This is a genomic window from Streptomyces sp. UC4497 (genome assembly GCF_054871485.1).
The window spans coordinates 125,655-141,103 of sequence record NZ_JBTYHB010000016.1; the positions used below are offsets into that span (position 1 = coordinate 125,655).

The 15,449-nt window shown below is 72.8% G+C and carries 18 protein-coding genes; 6 read left to right on the forward strand and 12 right to left on the reverse strand.

Annotated features, from left to right (window positions below):
- Nucleotides 1-70: 70 nt before the first annotated feature.
- The 4 genes from ACYSUO_RS23025 to ACYSUO_RS23040 form a co-directional block, all read right to left on the reverse strand.
- Nucleotides 71-1,663, reverse strand: a complete 1,593-nt coding sequence (locus ACYSUO_RS23025) for an alpha/beta hydrolase (RefSeq protein WP_461778108.1) — start codon at nt 1,661-1,663, stop codon at nt 71-73.
- A 184-nt stretch (nt 1,664-1,847) separates the two neighbouring features.
- Nucleotides 1,848-2,639 (reverse strand): TIGR04222 domain-containing membrane protein, encoded by a 792-nt coding sequence (locus ACYSUO_RS23030; protein WP_461778109.1) that lies wholly within the window; start codon nt 2,637-2,639, stop codon nt 1,848-1,850.
- Between the two features lie 62 nt (nt 2,640-2,701).
- On the reverse strand, nt 2,702-3,535 hold the full coding sequence (locus tag ACYSUO_RS23035) for a DUF4142 domain-containing protein (RefSeq protein WP_461778110.1): 834 nt from the start codon (nt 3,533-3,535) through the stop codon (nt 2,702-2,704).
- A gap of 167 nt (nt 3,536-3,702) precedes the next feature.
- Entirely contained in the window at nt 3,703-5,010 is a 1,308-nt protein-coding gene (locus tag ACYSUO_RS23040; protein WP_461778111.1) for a multinuclear nonheme iron-dependent oxidase, read from the reverse strand.
- Nucleotides 5,011-5,140: 130 nt separating this feature from the next.
- Here ACYSUO_RS23040 and ACYSUO_RS23045 point away from each other — a divergent pair, with 130 nt between their 5' ends.
- Entirely contained in the window at nt 5,141-5,680 is a 540-nt protein-coding gene (locus ACYSUO_RS23045; RefSeq protein WP_461778112.1) for a hypothetical protein, read from the forward strand.
- A gap of 6 nt (nt 5,681-5,686) precedes the next feature.
- Here ACYSUO_RS23045 and ACYSUO_RS23050 read toward each other — a convergent pair whose 3' ends face one another.
- Both ACYSUO_RS23050 and ACYSUO_RS23055 read right to left on the reverse strand, forming a co-directional pair.
- Complete coding sequence (locus ACYSUO_RS23050; RefSeq protein WP_461778113.1) at nt 5,687-6,307, reverse strand: LysE family translocator; 621 nt, start codon at nt 6,305-6,307, stop codon at nt 5,687-5,689.
- A gap of 154 nt (nt 6,308-6,461) precedes the next feature.
- On the reverse strand, nt 6,462-7,172 hold the full coding sequence (locus ACYSUO_RS23055; protein WP_461778114.1) for a peptidyl-tRNA hydrolase: 711 nt from the start codon (nt 7,170-7,172) through the stop codon (nt 6,462-6,464).
- Between the two features lie 323 nt (nt 7,173-7,495).
- Between ACYSUO_RS23055 and ACYSUO_RS23060 the strand changes: the two genes are divergently transcribed.
- Together ACYSUO_RS23060 and ACYSUO_RS23065 are read left to right on the forward strand one after the other, a co-directional pair.
- On the forward strand, nt 7,496-8,332 hold the full coding sequence (locus tag ACYSUO_RS23060) for an ATP-binding cassette domain-containing protein (RefSeq protein ID WP_461778115.1): 837 nt from the start codon (nt 7,496-7,498) through the stop codon (nt 8,330-8,332).
- Nucleotides 8,329-8,997, forward strand: a complete 669-nt coding sequence (locus ACYSUO_RS23065) for an ABC transporter (protein ID WP_461778116.1) — start codon at nt 8,329-8,331, stop codon at nt 8,995-8,997. The genes ACYSUO_RS23060 and ACYSUO_RS23065 overlap by 4 nt, the downstream gene beginning before the upstream one ends.
- A 7-nt stretch (nt 8,998-9,004) precedes the next feature.
- On the opposite strand, the gene ACYSUO_RS23070 is transcribed toward ACYSUO_RS23065, so the two are convergent.
- On the reverse strand, nt 9,005-9,187 hold the full coding sequence (locus tag ACYSUO_RS23070) for a hypothetical protein (protein ID WP_461778117.1): 183 nt from the start codon (nt 9,185-9,187) through the stop codon (nt 9,005-9,007).
- A gap of 59 nt (nt 9,188-9,246) precedes the next feature.
- A complete protein-coding gene (locus ACYSUO_RS23075) occupies nt 9,247-10,143 on the reverse strand; it encodes a polysaccharide deacetylase family protein (RefSeq protein WP_461778118.1) in 897 nt (298 codons plus the stop codon).
- A gap of 87 nt (nt 10,144-10,230) precedes the next feature.
- Between ACYSUO_RS23075 and ACYSUO_RS23080 the strand changes: the two genes are divergently transcribed.
- On the forward strand, nt 10,231-10,596 hold the full coding sequence (locus ACYSUO_RS23080) for a DUF6479 family protein (RefSeq protein WP_461778119.1): 366 nt from the start codon (nt 10,231-10,233) through the stop codon (nt 10,594-10,596).
- A 102-nt stretch (nt 10,597-10,698) separates the two neighbouring features.
- Here the strand turns inward: ACYSUO_RS23080 and ACYSUO_RS23085 are convergent, their stop codons facing one another.
- Complete coding sequence (locus ACYSUO_RS23085) at nt 10,699-10,956, reverse strand: WhiB family transcriptional regulator (protein ID WP_461778120.1); 258 nt, start codon at nt 10,954-10,956, stop codon at nt 10,699-10,701.
- Between the two features lie 226 nt (nt 10,957-11,182).
- On the opposite strand from ACYSUO_RS23085, the gene ACYSUO_RS23090 reads away from it, so the two are divergent.
- A complete protein-coding gene (locus ACYSUO_RS23090; protein ID WP_461778121.1) occupies nt 11,183-11,506 on the forward strand; it encodes a plasmid stabilization protein in 324 nt (107 codons plus the stop codon).
- A 7-nt stretch (nt 11,507-11,513) separates the two neighbouring features.
- Nucleotides 11,514-11,786, forward strand: coding sequence for a hypothetical protein (locus ACYSUO_RS23095; protein WP_461778122.1), 273 nt, complete (start codon nt 11,514-11,516; stop codon nt 11,784-11,786).
- 18 nt (nt 11,787-11,804) lie between these two features.
- Here ACYSUO_RS23095 and ACYSUO_RS23100 read toward each other — a convergent pair whose 3' ends face one another.
- From ACYSUO_RS23100 to zapE, 3 genes are all read right to left on the reverse strand, one after another.
- The gene (locus ACYSUO_RS23100) at nt 11,805-12,683 is read right to left on the reverse strand and encodes a substrate-binding domain-containing protein (RefSeq protein WP_461778124.1); all 879 of its coding nucleotides are present in this window, start codon (nt 12,681-12,683) and stop codon (nt 11,805-11,807) included.
- Between the two features lie 118 nt (nt 12,684-12,801).
- Nucleotides 12,802-14,184 carry an alkaline phosphatase PhoX gene (locus tag ACYSUO_RS23105; protein ID WP_461778126.1) on the reverse strand — a complete coding sequence of 461 codons (1,383 nt, stop codon included), beginning with the start codon at nt 14,182-14,184 and terminating at the stop codon, nt 12,802-12,804.
- Between the two features lie 137 nt (nt 14,185-14,321).
- Nucleotides 14,322-15,401 carry a cell division protein ZapE gene (gene zapE, locus ACYSUO_RS23110; RefSeq protein WP_461778151.1) on the reverse strand — a complete coding sequence of 360 codons (1,080 nt, stop codon included), beginning with the start codon at nt 15,399-15,401 and terminating at the stop codon, nt 14,322-14,324.
- Nucleotides 15,402-15,449: the final 48 nt, after the last annotated feature.

Here is a 15,449-nt window from a genome sequence, read left to right on the forward strand (position 1 = left end):
GGTGCGCCCACCCGGGGGCGGGGTCGCGGGGCTCTGCCCCGGACCCCGCGCCTCAAACGCCGGCGGGGCTTTAATTGCCCAGCGGCTTCGGCTCCTTGTGCGGCGCGCACGAAGCCGAACCACTCTCCGGCAACTCTCCGTCCAGGAGATACGCGTTCAGGCGGCCGTTCACGCACGCGTTCGGGCCCGCCCCGATCCCGTGCGTGCCCGCCTTGCGTTCGGTCACCAGGGACGAACCCGCGAGGCGGCGGTTGAGTTCCTGCGCGCCCTTGTACGGCGTCGCCGCATCCCGCTCGGCCGCCAGGATCAGCGTCGGCGGGAGTTCGCCCGGTGAGGTGCGTACGTCGAGCGGCTGCTGCCGGGGAGTGGACCAGTAGGCGCACGGCAGGTTCATCCACGCGTTGTCCCACGTCTCGAACGGGGCGCGCTTCGCGAGGGCCGAGTTGTCGCGGTCCCAGGTGCGGAAGTCCGTCGGCCAGGACGCGTCGTTGCACTGGACGGCCGTGTAGACGGCGTTGCTGTTCTCGTCCTCCTTGGCCGATTCCTTGATCGGCGCGGCCTGGTCGACGAGCGGCTTCGGGTCGCCCTTCACGTAGGCGGAGAGCGCGTAGGCCCGCAGCGGCCAGTAGTCGTCGTAGTACCCGGCCTGCAGGAACGCGGACTGCAACTGGGCCGGCCCGACCTTGCCCCCGGCCGGCTTGCGGGACACCTCCGCGCTCACCTTCTCGTACGCGGCCTGCACCTTCGCGGGCGTGCTGCCCAGCTTGTACGTCTTGTCGTGGCGGGCGACCCACGCCTTGAAGTCGCTCCAGCGGCGCTCGAAGGCGGCCGACTGAGCGAGGTTGTTGGCGTACCAGATCCCGTCGGGGGACGGGTCGACCGCCGAGTCGAAGACCATCCGCCGCACGTGCGAGGGGAACAGCTCCGCGTACACGGCCCCCATGTACGTCCCGTACGAGGCGCCCAGGAACGTCAGCTTCTTCTCGCCGAGCGCGGCCCGCAGCACATCCAGGTCACGGGCGTTGTTGAGCGTATTGAAGTGCTCGATGTCCGGGTTCCGCTCGGCGCACCCGCGCGCGTACGCCTTCGCCTGCGCGACGCGCTTCTTCTTGTACGCGGCCGAGGGGTGGGTCGGCGACTGCGTCGGGCCCTTCCGGTACTTCTTCGGGTCCTCGCAGGACAGCGGCGCCGACCGGCCGACCCCGCGCGGGGCGTAGCCGATCAGGTCGTACGCGGCGGCGATGGGCCGCCACTCCGACTGCGTTCCGGCCAGCGGGAAGTACATGCCGTTGCCGCCGGGGCCGCCGGGGTTGAAGACGAGCGGGCCCTGCCGGGCGACCTTGCGGCCCTTGTTCTCGCCGGTCGTGTTCTTGCCGGTCGCCTTCGCGCGGCTGACGGTCAGCTTGATCTGCTTGCCCATCGGGTGCGCGTAGTCGAGCGGGACGGTGACGGTGCCGCACCGGACCGAATCCGGCAGACCCTCGACCTCGGGGCAGGCGCCCCAGCGGATCCCGGCGTCCGCGGCGCGCAGCGCGGCGATCGTGGTGCCGGCCGTCTCGGCGGCGGGCGGCGGCGTGGGCGCGGCGGCGCCCGCGGGGGCGGTGACCAGGGCCGATAGGATCAAGGATCCCGCGGTGGCGCACAGGGCGGGGGCTGCTCGCATCGCTTGGACGTATCCCTTCGTCGGGGCCCGCGAACCCGGGCGGCGAAGCGGTTCGCGAGGCCGTGCGACTCGCGCACAAAAGGGATCCTTGGGGCGGTAGTTGACGAAGTAAAGGACCAGGTCGTGGGTGTCGGAACCATGACCCTGATGCGTGGTAACTGCCCCTATCGGCGTGCGCGGCGGCTCACTCGGTGGTATGTCGCCCCGTGTCGGTGAGTGCCGCGCGCAGCTGCGGGTCGTCGACCGCCCGCACCCCGCGCACCGCGACGGCGAGCAGGCTGCCGGCGCCCAGGGGCCGGCCCGCGAGCAGCCGCTGCCCGGTCGGCGAGGCCCAGCGCGTGTACGGGTGGATCTCGATACGGGCGAGGGTCAGACAGCTCAGCGTGAGCAGCAGCGGAAGCCCGAACCACAGCGCCACCGGCCCCTCTTGCCGCGCGTTCTCGTCCGGAAGCAGGACCGCGAGCAGGCCGAGCAGCACCACGGCGGCCGTCGCCCGCCGCACCTGCCGCACCGCGCCCGCGAGCGTCGTCCGCTTCTGGTCCGGCACCGCGAGCCCGGCCGCGACCAGCCGCTCGGCGAGCACCCGTACCGCGTCCCCGGCCGCGGCCGCCGCCCGCAGCGGCGCGATCCGCGCCTGCCCCTCGGGCCCGATCGCGCGGAGCACCGAACGCTCCATCGGGTCCTCGCCGACCGGGTCGACGACGGTCGCCCAGCCGGTGTGCGCGAGCAGCAGGCGGCGGCTGCGGGCCATCGACACGAGCGTCACCTCGGCGACCCGGTCGGGGCCGCCCGACAGGAAGGCGGTCTCGTACAGGGACAGCTCACGTCCCTGGTACGCGTCGGCGTGCACGCCGACGTACGTGTCGCGGCCCGTCGCGCGTTCGCCCTCGGCGGCGCGTACGGCCGCGAGACACAGCCGCCCACAGGAGACTCCCGCGGCGGCGCAGGCGACGAGGAGGAACAGGACCCACAACATGCGCAGTTTCTACGACAGTTGCGCGCATGCCGCTACGCCCTGCCCACGATGTGGACGGCCTGTTATGGCGTCGTGACGTTCGGCTTCGATTTCGTCTTCTTCGCCTTCGGCTTCGGTGGCTTCTTGTCGTTGTCCTTCTCGCGTGCGTCGGGGGCCGGCTTCGGCCGGGACACGGCGGGCGGCAGGGAGAACGACGGCGTGGGCGACGGTGAGACCGGGGTCGCGGAGTCCGGTGCGGAGGTCGGTCCCGGTGGGGCGGGGGAGCGGGTGGCGGGCGGCGGGCTCGCGGTGGCCCCGTCGCGGGCGAGCGCATCGAAGTCGACGAGGCCCGTCGCCTCCAGCACCGTGATGTGGTCGAGGACGGTGGTGTTGGCGTCGTCCGCGAGTTGCCGCACGAGCGCGTTGCGCGTCGAGGCGCGTACCTGGGCGACCAGTGAGAAGACCTGGCCGTGGGCGCGGCGCAGAATGTTGGCGAACCGCCGCTCGTAGTCCTCGCCTCTCGCTGCGGTCAACTCCCGCAGCCAACCCTGCTGTTGGGCGTTCGGCTGGCTGGGCAGCTCCAGGTTCATCCGGGCCGCGACCTCGCGCACCCGGGCGTCCAGGAACGTGTGCCCCTCGACGAGGTGCTCGCCCGCCGTCTCGACCGCCTTGCTGGGCGCCCGCTCCTGGGCCTGCTGTCCGGCGGGCAGTTCCCACAGCCCCGCGAGCCGCACCTTGGTGATGAAGAGGCGGTCGGTGGCGGACAGCGGCCCGAATCTGGTGGACACGGTCTGGGCGTTGAGCTCGTCGAGGCCGGTGCCGGAGCGGTCCGCGTACGACCACAGGGGGAAGACGAGCGCGGCCAGCGTCGCTACGAGTCCGGTGACGATGAGGGTGGTGCCATTTAACCGTTGCATGGTGCCTCCTGGTGCGGCACGCACGCTAGCCTCCGGCTTGGGCGGGTGGGGTGGGCATCGGGCGGGTTTACGTCACCTGCGGTAGGTATGCGGTCGCCGCCGGCCGCGCCGGGGTTGCGGACGCGGGGCTCTGCCCCGGACCCCGCTCCTCAATCGCCGGAGGGGCTTCAACGGGCCCGCCTCAGCGTGAAGGCTGCGGTCTTCAGGGCTCGCGCTACCGGGCGGCCGGTCAGGGGCTTGGGGCCGGAGCGGTCGAGCCACCAGTGGGTCAACTCGCGGCGGGTTCCCGCTTCTTGGATCTGTTGCGCAAGCAGCAGTTGCTCCGCGAAGTCGAGTGCGTCGCGGCGGTAGCCGCTCGTCATCGGCTGTCGGCGGGCATAGTCGAGGAAGAGGGGACGGTACGCGGATTCGCCCAGGATCAGGGGGAGTTCGGGGGCCACCTTCGCGACGACGTCGGCCCGCTTGCCCGCGAGCGCCCGGGCCTGCACGGCGAGCCGCGCCCGGTCGAAGCCCTCCGGGGCGGGGGTGCCGGCGACGAGTGCGGACAGCAGGGCGGCCTGGTCGAGTGCGAGCCGTTGCCGCGTGGCGTCGTCGACGGACGGGGCGGCGGGCGAGGTCATCCGGTCGTCAGGGGCCTGCGCGCGAGGGCCGGAGCCGGCCGCGACCGTCTCCCGGATGGTCTCCACCTCGCGGCCCAACTCCCCAAGGTCCTCGGGGAAGTTGTCGTCGCGTTCGAGCAGCACGCCCGGCGGAGTCACGCGCGACGCCAGCTCGGCGAGTACGTCGAGGACGGCCGGCGGCACGGGGTGGGCGTGGCTGTCGTGCCAGACGCCGTCCCGTTCGAAGCCGCCCGCGACATGCACGTACGCGATGGCCTCGACCGGCAGCTCGGCCAGCGCCTTCGCCGGGTCCTCGCCGCGGTTGACGTGGTTGGTGTGCAGATTGGCCACGTCGATGAGCAGCCTTACGCCGGTCCGCTCCACCAGCTCGTACAGGAACTGGCCCTCCGTCAGCTCCTCGCCCGGCCAGCCGAACAGGGCCGCGATGTTCTCCACCGCGAGGGGTACGGGCAGCGCGTCCTGGGCGATCCGGACGTTCTCGCACAGCACGTCGAGCGCGTCGCGGGTGCGCGGAACGGGCAGCAGGTGCCCCGCCTCCAGCGGCTGCGAAGCGGTGCGCGCGCCCCCGGCACGTACGAACGCGATGTGCTCGCTGACCAGCGGCGAACCGAGAGCCTCCGCGCACGCGGCGAGGTCGGCGAGCCGCCCCTCGTCGGGCCGGTCGGCCCCGCCGAGGCCGATCGAGACGCCGTGCGGGACGACGGTGACGCCGCGCTCGCGCAGCCGCAGCAGGGAGTCCGGCAGATGCCCCGGACACAGATTCTCGGCGACGGCCTCGACCCAGTCGATGCCCTGCATGGCCTCGACCGTCTCCGCGATCTCGGGCCGCCAGCCGATCCCGGTACCCAGCTCCATGGAACTCCCCCTCCGCCGCCCTGCTTCCTGGTCTCCTGACCCCGACGGCACGGTCCGAACCCCCGAGGGACGACGTTCAGAGCAACATTTGAGGTTTCATCCACCGGCCCCCGGGTGGCACGCTGCCGCCATGGATCAAGCGGAAGCACTGCTCATCGGGGGACGCGCCGGTGTCGGGAAGACGTCGGTCGCGTGGGAGGTCTCGGCGCTCCTGCGGGCCGCGGAGGTCCCTCATTGCGTCCTGGAGGGCGACTACTTGGGCCAGGTCCACCCGGCGCCGCCGGACGACCCGCACCGCAGTGCCGTCACCGAGCGCAACCTCACCGCGCTCTGGTCCAACTTCGCGGACCTCGGCCACCGCCGCCTGATCTACACCAACACCGTCAGCGTACTGACCGGCAGCGAGGGCATGTTCCGGCGCGCGATGGGCGAGGACGTACGGCTCGTACGGGTGCTGCTCACGGCGTCGGACGCCACCGCGGGGGAGCGGCTCGCGGGCCGCGAACTCGGCTCGGAACTGGAGTCCGAACTCCGCGGCAGCCTCCGCAAGGCCCGCCTCCTGGACGAACAGGCCCCGCGGGACACCGTGCGCGTACCGACGGACGGCCGGGACGTGCCGGCGATCGCGCGGGAGGTGCTGGCGGCCGTGGGGTGGGCTCCGGGGGCGTAGGTGCCTTCAGGGGCGGCGCGCGAGGATCAGGTAGCCGCCGAAGCCCAGGAAGCCGATGCCCGTCGCCCGGTCCAGGTGGCGGCGGGGCAGCCGCAGCCGGCCGTCGGCGTGGCGCAGGGAGCGGCCCGCCGCGATGTAGAGCAGGGCGGCCGCGCCCTCGACGCCGATGTACGCGGCGGCGAGCGGGACGAGCGTCGCGGGTGGGGCGGCGGCGGGGAGGAACTGCGGCAGGAAGGACGCGAACAGCAGGAGCGCCTTCGGGTTGGTGAGGGCGGTGAGGAACTCCTGGCGCGCGACGGTCAGGGGACGTACGGCCGCGGTTCGTTCGGCCGGGTCGCTGTCGCTCCTGCCCGCGTTCCGCAACGTCGTCACGCCCAGCCAGATCAGGTACGCGACGCCGAGCCACCGCAGGATCTCGAACGCGACGGCCGATTCGGCCAGAACCGTACCGAGGCCGAGGACGACCAGCGCCGCCAGCAGCGCGAAGGCGGTGAACCGCCCGGCGACCCCCACCAGCGCGTGCCGGACGCCGATCAGCGCGGCGTTGCGCAGGCCGAGCAGCTGGTTGGCCCCCGGGATCAACGCCATGAGGACGGTCGCCGGGAGGAAGACCTGCCAGTCGATCATGTACTCAATTGTGGCGCATCGGCCGCGCAGAGGCCCGGGGAGCCGACCCGGCCTCCCGCGGAGTGGGGTAGCCTTCCGAGTGGCCCCGGCCGTCCGTCATCCCCCGTGCGGACGGGCGGGGTCTTTTACGTGCCAGGGGCTTCGGGCCCGGGGCTCAGAGGTGGGCGAGACCGGACAGGAAGTCGCCCGTCAGGGGTCCCTCGGACACGACGGTGTCGCTGGGCGGGATCTCCGTGAACCCGGCATCCCGTACGAGGGGCAGCCCGCCCGTGGTCAGCGCGGGCCAGCGCTCCGGGTCGGCGGTCCGCACCGAGAGCGGGAAGCCCGCCTCGCGCCATTCCTTGCGCTCCGCGTCGGACAGCTCCCACCAGGCGAGCTGAGCCCCGTGGCCGGCCTGCGCCATGGTCTTGCCCGCGGTCATGTCGAGGTCGGGGTTGAGCCAGAGGACCGGGGCGGAGGAGTCGGGGGCGGGCGGCGGTTCCGGGTCGTCGAGGTCCGTGCCGGAGACCTGGAGGCGGGCCAGGTCCTTGGGCCAGCCGTCGAGGGGGACCGGCGGGAAGACGCGTACCTCGGCGGAAACGGTGGTGACCGTGATCCCGTCGAGGGCCTCCGCGCGCCGCCACTCCGCGCCCCGCGCCCGCCGCACCACCTTGCGGATCCGGGCGTCCTGCCAGTCGTGCATCGCCTGCGCCCACGGCCCTTCACCGACCGAGCGCTCGTCCGAGAGGATCACCAACACGGCGCGTGCGGCGGCCTCCAGGGCGTCCGTACGTGTGGGGGGTGCGGCCCGCTCGATGCGTACGACGAGTGGCAGCACGAATTCGCGTGCGCTGGGCTGGGGGTGGGAGGGGGCGTCGCTGGTCACGGGTCCAGTCTGCCAGGCGGTCGGCCGCTCCCCACGTCACGGGGCTCCGCCCCGGACCCCGCGGGCTCTCGTCCAAGGAGCGGGCTGGACTGGCTCGGCCGCCGCCCGGGGCTGAAAAGATCGGGGCTCCGCCCCGGACCCCGCGCCTCAATCGCCGGCGGGGCTTGATTGCCGGAGCCGCTTGATTTGCCGGAGCCGCTTGATGGGGCGGGGCCGAAAAGATCGGGGCTCCGCCCCGTGCCCCGCGGGCTCTCGTCCACAGAGCGGGCTTGAATGGCTCAGCCGCCGCAGGGGCCCAAGCACGTGTAGGGGACCATGACCGCATGCACGTCACGCTGCGCGGCGCGGGCCGTCGTTATGGACTTGGTGGGCCCTGGGTGTTGCGTGGGGTCGACATGGACGTGCCCGAGGGGGCCATGTTTCGGGTGCGGGGGCCCAACGGCACCGGGAAGTCCACGCTGTTGCGGCTGGTCGCCGGGGTCGACGCGCCCACCGAGGGCCGGGTCATCGGTCGCCCGCGCACGGCCTACGTCCCCGAACGCTTCCCGCCCGCCCTGCCGTTCACCGCCCGCGCCTACCTCACGCACATGGGCCGCATCCACGGCCTCGGACGCCCGACGGCCGCGCGGCGGGCGGGGGAGTGGCTGGAGCGGTTCGGCGCCGGCGCCTACGCGGGGTCACCCCTCGCCGAGCTGTCCAAGGGCAGCAGCCAGAAGGTGGCGGTGGCCGCGGCCCTGCTCGCGGAGCCGGAGCTGCTCGTCCTCGACGAGGCCTGGACCGGGCTCGACACCGCGGCCCGGGACACCCTCGACGGCGCCGTCGCCGAACGGGCGGAAGCCGGCGCCGCCGTGCTCTTCGTCGACCACGACCCGCGCCGCCTGACCGGCACCGCCGACGCGACGTACGAGGTAGAGGGCTCAACTGTGCTGCGCAGCACGGGAGTCGACGGCGCGGCCGTGGTCGTCGACGCCGCCGGGCCTGCGGGCCACGAGCCCGACCTGTCGCACCCGCACACCCACGTCCGCCTCGACCCCCGCACCGTAAGGATCATCACGGACGCCGCGCACTCCGACGCCGTGCTGCGCACGCTGCTCGCCGCCGACCCGCCGTGGCACATCGTCGCCGTCCGCGCGCCCGATTCCCCGGAGGACAGCCGATGACCGCGGCCCTGCTCGCCTACCAGTCGGCCCTGCTGTTGCGCTCGCAGCGCTGGCTGGCGCCGGTCGTCCTCTACGCCGCGTTCGCCGCCGTCGGCGTGCAGGCGGGGCAGCCGGTGCTCGACTCCCTCGGGTACACCGCCGCGGCCCTGCTCCCCGTGGGGGCCTGGCTTGCGCGGATATGCGTCACCAACGAACCGCCCGCGGCCCGCAGTTGCACCGCGGCGGCGACGGCGCCGTGGCGCGCCCACCTGGCGAGCCTGGCCGCCGCGTTCCTCGCCACGTTGGCCGTCGGTGTCGCGGCGACCGTGGTCGTGGCGCTGATCAGCGACGGGGTCAGCACCGACCGCCTGGTGCGTGTGGCCAAGTGGCCGGCCGCCGGGGCGGGGCTGCTCGCCGTGCTGGTGTGCGCCCTCGTCGGTGTCGCCGTCGGGGCCGTCACCACCTGGCCCGTCGTGCGTGGCACGGGGCTCGGCGTGGCCACCTTGGTGCTGTGCGCGCTCGTCGCGCTGATCGCCCCCGGGTCACCGGCGAAGTCGGTGGTGAGCGCCCTGGTGACCGGGTCGCAGGACGGGGCGGTGCCGGTCCTGCTGCTGCCGCTCGCGGGAGCGGTGGCCGTGGCCGGGGTCTGCGCGGCGGCGGCCTGTGCGCTCGCTTCCCGTCGCTGAACCCCCGTTACCCGGAGCAGGCCGTGCGCTGGGCTTCCTGCCAGTCGCAGACCGGGCACAGCGTGCTGCCCTTCGTCGACTCCGGGTACTCCGTGGGCTTCCGGCACAGCACGCACTCGGCGAACGGCTCGTCCGCCGCCGGGGTGGGTGCCGGGCGCTCCTCGGGGCCGCCGGCGCAGTAGTCGCTCATGCCCCCAGCCTACGTACACGGGCGTACGACCAAGCACGGCCGAGCACCGCCCATCTCGCTCACGCCCCGCGCGCCGCCCCCACCAGATCCGACACCCGCACGAACCGGTACCCCTGCGCCCGCAGCTTCGGCACCACCGCCCGCACCACCCGCTCCGTCGTCGGCGCCGCGCTGCGCGTGCAGTGCATGACGACGACCGAACCGGGCCGCACCCCGTCGAGCACCTGCCGGGTCACGGCGCCCGCGTCCGTGGCGAACGCGTCACCGCTCACCACGTCCCACTGCACCGCCGTCACCCCGGTCGGCGTCAGCGCCCGCAGCGCCGCCCGGTCGTAGCAGCCGCCGGGGAACCGGAAGTACGGCACGACGTGCTCGACCCCCGCCTTCCGGAACGCGCCGAACGCGCGGTCGACATCGGCCCGCATGCCCCGTGCCGGCACCCTCGGCAGGCCGTAGCAGTCCCCGGTGAAGGCGTAGTGGCTGTACGAGTGGTTGGCGACCTCGAACAGCCGGTCCCGGCCGATGTCCTCGGCCTGCGCGGGGTACTCCTCGGCCCAGCGCCCGGTCATGAAGACGGTGGCCGGGACCTTCAACTTACGTAGGGTGCGCACCAGTTGAGGGTTGTCGAAACGCTCCCCGGCCCGCGCCCGCACCCCCTGGTCGGCCGTCATGTCGGCGTCGAAGGTGAGCGCGACGGTCCGGTCCTTCGTCGCCGCGCCGCGCTTGAAGACGGGGGTGGTGCCGCCCGGCCCGGGAGCGAGGGTGGGCTTGGGGGTCTTCTGTGGCTTCGGGGACGCCTTCGGCGGGCTTGAGCTGTCCCGTGGGCTCTCCTGGGAGCCGGCGGGGCGCGTCGCGCCCGGGACTCCCGACGAGGCGGGTTCGCCGCATGCGGCGAGGCCGAGAGCGAGCGCGCCCAGGGCGCAGGCCGCGGTCACGCGGCGTACATGTCTGATCACGCGCCGACAGTATCTTCGGATTTACCTCAAATCGTGCAAATCGGACCGATGGGGGCGTGATCTCGTGCAGTGGGGTACTCGGCCGTCATGACGACACCAATGGCTTTCCCCGACCCCTCGACGTCGGTCGTCCCGTTCGTCGCCGGCCTGGTGATCGCGCTGGCGCTGATCTGGGCGGTCTGGATGGGCATCAGGTTCCGTCGCCGGGAACCGGGTCCTCCCGACCCGGCCGACCAGCCGAAACTCCCCCGTACGGGCCCGGTCCAAGAGGTCCGCGAGATGCGGGAGCCGGACGAGATGCCGCACACGGACGACGGCGGCTCCCGGCTGACCCCGCACGAGCTGAACGGCTTCGGCAACTCGAGCAGCAAGCGCAGCAAGGACCAGCGGCCGCGCCGCTGGGGCCGGGGCAGCAGCGGCGCGTTCGGCAGCGGCGGCCCGGGTCGGACCTGACGTCAGAGGGCGTGAGGCCCTCGGCGCTACGGAGCGTGACGCTTCGGCGTGTGTACTTCGGGGCGAGCCACCCCGTCGTACGCGCGGCGGGGCGTCACGCCCTCAGTGCCTGGCCTCGGCCCGTGCGCGTCGGCGTTCGGCCCGCAGCAGCCTGGCCCGCTCGCCCTCGGAGGTTCCGCCCCAGACCCCCGTCGTCTGCTCCGTGGCGACGGCCCATCGCAGGCACTCCATGATCACCGGGCAGCGGCGGCACACCTCCTTGGCGGCCTCTACGTCGTCCATGGCGGGCCCGGTTGTGCCGACAGGGAAGAAGACGTCCGGGTCCTCATCGGCACACGCCGCGCTGTCCAGCCACTCCATCTCCGTGTTCCTCACTGGCAACGGCATGCGGCGGCGGGTGCCCCTCAACACCCGCACGGAAACGCGGAGTTTGAGCGCTACGGGGCGGGGGACCCGGGTCGCGGCCGAGAGGCCAGGGGAGCGAAGGGAAGCCGGGGCCGGGCGGGGGCAACTCCGCCCGGCCCCGGCGTCGCCCTGCGACATGGAGCGGGAGGGGCTACAACGGAACGGAAGGGAGTGAGTCGCCATGCCCAGCGGATCGAGTGCCAAGCGTGAGCGCCAGTACGAGAAGATCAAGCAGAGCGCCCAGGACCGGGGCGAGAGCACGTCGCGGGCCAAGGAGATCGCTGCCCGCACGGTCAACAAGGAACGAGCGAGGAGCGGCGAGTCGAAACAGGCGAGCCGCACATCGACGCAGGACATCTCCTCGGGCAGGCGCGGCGGCCTCCGCTCCCACCAGGGCGCAGGCGGCCCGACAAAGGACCAGCTCTACGAAGAGGCCAAGGACCGCGGCGTCGACGTCCGCTCGAAGATGAACAAGGCGGAACTCGCCAAGGCACTGGGGCGCTGATCACTTCATGGCAAAGCAACCGGACTCCGTCCCGCGGGACCTCCCCGACCAGCAGGCGGACCCCGAAGAAAACGAAACCGAAACCGCCGAGCCCGGCACGAACCCCGAGCCCGGCGCCGACGCCGAGCCGCGGACCGGGACCGACGACGCCCCGGACGACGAGACCGGACCCGACGTCACCGTCCCCGACTCGGACGTGGCGGGCACCGGCCGCACCGGCGCACCCCACGCCCCGGGCATCCACCCGGACCAGCCGGTCCCGGACGAGCCCGCCGACTGACTCCGACTCCGGTAGCCGCTAGCGCCCCCGCAGCGCCCCCGCCACCTGGTCGAAGAGGGCCGCGTGGGCGCGGGCGCTGGCGGGGGTCTCCGGGTTCCAGGGCAGCACCGACGCCCGTTCGGCGACGGACGCCCAGTGCGGGTCGGTCGCGTACTGGGCGCGCGGCGCCGCGTTGGCGCGCGCGTCCGACAGGATGACGTCCGGGGCGAGTTCGGCGACGTCCCGCCACGTCCCCGTGTACCAGTTGGCGCCGGGCCCCTCGGGCGGCGACACCATGGCGACACCGAGCCCGCCGAGCGCGCTCAGGTCGGGCCACTTGGTGGGCCGGGCCAGGTGCACCGCGTCCGCCCCCGCGGCCGAGAGCGCCAGCACCTTCACGCCCCGCGTCCCACGGGCCGCGACCCCCAACTGCCGCTCGGCACGGGCGAGTTCCTCCCGCGTCTCCGCCGGCTCCGAGGTCCCGAGCGAGCGCCCGAGTTCCGCGAAACGCTGCCGCACCCCGCCCAGCGTGCGGCCCTGCCCCACGTCGAGCACGGCGACGGGGACGTGCTCCTCCAGATGCTTCGCCGTATCGGGCTCGATGCCGTACACCTGTCCGCCGCCGTACGTGAGCGCAACGACGAGGTCGGGGCGCGCCGCGAGCACGTCGTCCAGGCCGAGCGCCGCTCCCGCGCCCAGATACGCGAGATCGTCCAGCGGCAGCGCGCCGGACTTGGCGTGATCGGGCTCATCGCCGTCGTGGAACGAGCCGAAGATCCCCACCGGGCGTATGCCCAGATCCCACAGGCTCGCCCCGGCCTGTATATAGGCGACGACGCGCTGTGGCGTCTCGCTCGCGGACGTGAGGTGTCCGCGGTCGTCGGTGAACTCCCAGGCTGTGGTTGACCGTTCTTCCATAAGGGGGACCTTGCCCAGGGCACTCGCCCGGCACGCGGTGTGCCACCCGCGAAAACCGGCCATGCGAACGGCCGTCCCCTCGAACGAGGGAACGGCCGACCGGTCACGCGTCAACGGCTCAGTGCCAGGGCCCCGTCACGGCGAACGTGGTCCCCGGCGTATAGCAGTTCACGAACATCGTCTCGCCGTCCGGCGAGAAGGTGACCCCGGCGAACTCGCCCCACTCGGGCTTGTCGGCCGTCCCGATGTTCTGCCGACCGCGCGCCATGGCGTACACCTCGCCCTTGCGCGTCACGCCGAACACGTGCTGGGCGCCCTCGCCGTCCTCGCACACCATCAGGCCCCCGCTGGGCGCGAGGCAGATGTTGTCGGGCTCCTCGCCCGGCAGCTGGACGTCCGTGTCGGGGCCGAACACGATGACCAGCGTCAGGCGGCGCGACGACGGGTCGTAGCGCCAGATCTGCCCGAAGTGGTCGGCGGCCGAGCCCTCGCGGCTGCGGGCGTACGACGAGACGAAGTAGACGCTCGACCCGCCCCAGTAACAGCCCTCCAGCTTCTGCGCGTGGGTGATGCCCTTCGGGCCGAAGTCCTGGTTCCGGATGGGGGTTTGGGCGGCCAGCGGGTCCGGCACGTCGACCCATTCGATGCCGCTGAACGTCGCCCCCGTCTCCTGGACCGCCGACAGGTCCGGCACGCCGGGCACCCGCATCGCCTGAAGCTTTCCGCCCGCGCGCAGCGAACCGAGGCCGCCCTTCGCGTTCTTGGGCAGGAAGCGGTAGAAGAGGCCGAAGGGCTTGTCGAAGGCGTCCTCCGTCTCGTAGACGACGCCGCGCTTCGGGTCGACGGCGATCGCCTCGTGCTGGAAGCGGCCCATCGCGGTCAGCGGGACGGCGCCCGAGCGGTGCGGGTCGACCGGGTCGACCTCGAAGATGAAGCCGTGGTCCTTGGTGTAGCCGTTCGTACCGGCCTTGTCCTCGGTCTCCTCGCAGGTCAGCCAGGTGCCCCAAGGCGTGGGCCCGCCCGCGCAGTTGACCGCGGTACCGGCGATGCCGACCCGCTCGGACACCACGTTGTTCTTGGCGTCCACGGTGAGCGTGGTACAGCCGCCCTTGCCCATCGGGTCGTACGTCAGGCCCTCGACGGTCGGCACCGCGATCTTCCCGGTGACCCGGTTCTCGTGGTTGCGCACGAGGTGCACGCGGCCCTGTCTGCCGGCGAACGCCGCCATTCCGTCGTGGTTGGAGGGCACCTTGCCCTCGCCGGAGCGCAGTGGCTCCCCCTCCCGCGACAGGACCTTGTAGCGGAATCCCTTCGGGAGGTCGAGCAGCCCGGCCGGGTCGGGCACCAACGGGCCGTATCCGGCGCGTCCTTGGGCGGCGGCCGAGCCGGCGAACAGCTCGGAGAGGTTCCCCGCGAAGGCGATTCCCACCCCCAGGGCGCCGGTGCGGGCGAGTACTTGACGGCGGGTCGCGGACTGTCGTGCGTCGGCGGTGCGTGACATGGGTGCAACCTCCTGCTGGCGGACAGGACTGTGACCCGGCTGTGTTTATCACGTGCCCTTCGCCGCGGGAACCACGCGCGTAGCGCAGGCGATTCGTGCACCGACCACCTATCGGCTCACCTGCGAAGCGCCCGCGCTTACTCGTGTACGAGACCCTTCGCGTCGCGCGCGAGCGCGGTCAGCCGGGAGATCGCCCGGAAGTACTTCTTCTTGTAGCCGCCGTTCAGCATCTCCTCGCTGAACAGCTTGTCGAACGGGAGCCCCGACGTGAGCACGGGTATCTCCCGGTCGTAGAGCCGGTCCGCCAGGACGACGAGCCGCAGCGCGGTCGACTGGTCGGGGACGGCCGCCACATCGGTGAGGCAGACGGCCTTCAGATCGTCCGTCAGCGCCCCGTACCGGCTGGGGTGCACGCGCGCGAGGTGCTCCAGAAGGTGCGGGAAGTCGTCGAGCGAGGCGCCCTCGGTGGCGTACGCCGCCTTGGTGACCTGCTCGTCGGTGAACGGCGCGGGGGCCTCGGGCAGGCCGCGGTGCCGGTAGTCCTCGCCGTCGATGCGCAACGGCCTGAAGTGGGCCGACAGGCCCTGGATCTCGCGCAGGAAGTCGGCGGCGGCGAACCGGCCCTCGCCGAGCTTGCCCGGCAGCGTGTTCGACGTCGCGGCGAGCGCGACACCGGACTCGACGAGCCGCGCGAGCAGACTCGACACGAGCACCGTGTCACCCGGGTCGTCCAGCTCGAACTCGTCGATGCACAGCAGCCGGTGGCCGCCGAGCGTCTTGACGGTCTGCTGGAAGCCGAGCGCGCCGACCAGGTTCGTCAGCTCCACGAAGGTGCCGAACGCCTTGTACTCGGGCTCGGCGGGGGTCGCGTGCCACAGGGAGGCGAGGAGGTGCGTCTTGCCGACGCCGTAGCCGCCGTCGAGGTAGACACCACGCGGTCCCGTCGGGGCGGCGGGCTTCTTGCCGAAGCCGAGGAAGCCGCGCTTCTTGCCCGCCCCGGACGCGTGCGCTCCGCCGAGACCGGCCGCGAAGGAACTCAGGACCTGGACGGCCTCGGTCTGGCTGGGCTGCTTCGGGTCCGGGATGTACGTCTCGAAGCGCACGGAGTCGAAACGGGGCGGCGGCACCATCTCGGCGACCAGGCGCTCCGCGGGGACGTGCGGCTCGCGCGCGCACAGGGACAGCGGCGACGGGTCGGCTATGGGGCTGATGCCCATCTGGCTGGACTCCCGGGAGTCGGCGGCTTCGAGGGATGACGACACGGT

Excerpts from the sequence above, each read along its gene's own strand:
- ACYSUO_RS23030 (WP_461778109.1), bottom strand. The coding sequence starts at position 2,639 with ATGTTGTGGGTCCTGTTCCTCCTCGTCGCCTGCGCCGCCGCGGGAGTC.
- ACYSUO_RS23050 (WP_461778113.1), bottom strand. The coding sequence starts at position 6,307 with ATGATCGACTGGCAGGTCTTCCTCCCGGCGACCGTCCTCATGGCGTTG.
- ACYSUO_RS23060 (WP_461778115.1), top strand. The coding sequence starts at position 7,496 with ATGCACGTCACGCTGCGCGGCGCGGGCCGTCGTTATGGACTTGGTGGG.
- ACYSUO_RS23105 (WP_461778126.1), bottom strand. The coding sequence starts at position 14,184 with ATGTCACGCACCGCCGACGCACGACAGTCCGCGACCCGCCGTCAAGTA.
- ACYSUO_RS23035 (WP_461778110.1), bottom strand. The coding sequence starts at position 3,535 with ATGCAACGGTTAAATGGCACCACCCTCATCGTCACCGGACTCGTAGCG.
- ACYSUO_RS23085 (WP_461778120.1), bottom strand. The coding sequence starts at position 10,956 with ATGGAGTGGCTGGACAGCGCGGCGTGTGCCGATGAGGACCCGGACGTC.
- ACYSUO_RS23095 (WP_461778122.1), top strand. The coding sequence starts at position 11,514 with ATGGCAAAGCAACCGGACTCCGTCCCGCGGGACCTCCCCGACCAGCAG.
- ACYSUO_RS23045 (WP_461778112.1), top strand. The coding sequence starts at position 5,141 with ATGGATCAAGCGGAAGCACTGCTCATCGGGGGACGCGCCGGTGTCGGG.
- ACYSUO_RS23080 (WP_461778119.1), top strand. The coding sequence starts at position 10,231 with ATGACGACACCAATGGCTTTCCCCGACCCCTCGACGTCGGTCGTCCCG.
- ACYSUO_RS23090 (WP_461778121.1), top strand. The coding sequence starts at position 11,183 with ATGCCCAGCGGATCGAGTGCCAAGCGTGAGCGCCAGTACGAGAAGATC.
- ACYSUO_RS23040 (WP_461778111.1), bottom strand. The coding sequence starts at position 5,010 with ATGGAGCTGGGTACCGGGATCGGCTGGCGGCCCGAGATCGCGGAGACG.
- ACYSUO_RS23070 (WP_461778117.1), bottom strand. The coding sequence starts at position 9,187 with ATGAGCGACTACTGCGCCGGCGGCCCCGAGGAGCGCCCGGCACCCACC.
- zapE (WP_461778151.1), bottom strand. The coding sequence starts at position 15,401 with ATGGGCATCAGCCCCATAGCCGACCCGTCGCCGCTGTCCCTGTGCGCG.
- ACYSUO_RS23065 (WP_461778116.1), top strand. The coding sequence starts at position 8,329 with ATGACCGCGGCCCTGCTCGCCTACCAGTCGGCCCTGCTGTTGCGCTCG.
- ACYSUO_RS23025 (WP_461778108.1), bottom strand. The coding sequence starts at position 1,663 with ATGCGAGCAGCCCCCGCCCTGTGCGCCACCGCGGGATCCTTGATCCTA.
- ACYSUO_RS23100 (WP_461778124.1), bottom strand. The coding sequence starts at position 12,683 with ATGGAAGAACGGTCAACCACAGCCTGGGAGTTCACCGACGACCGCGGA.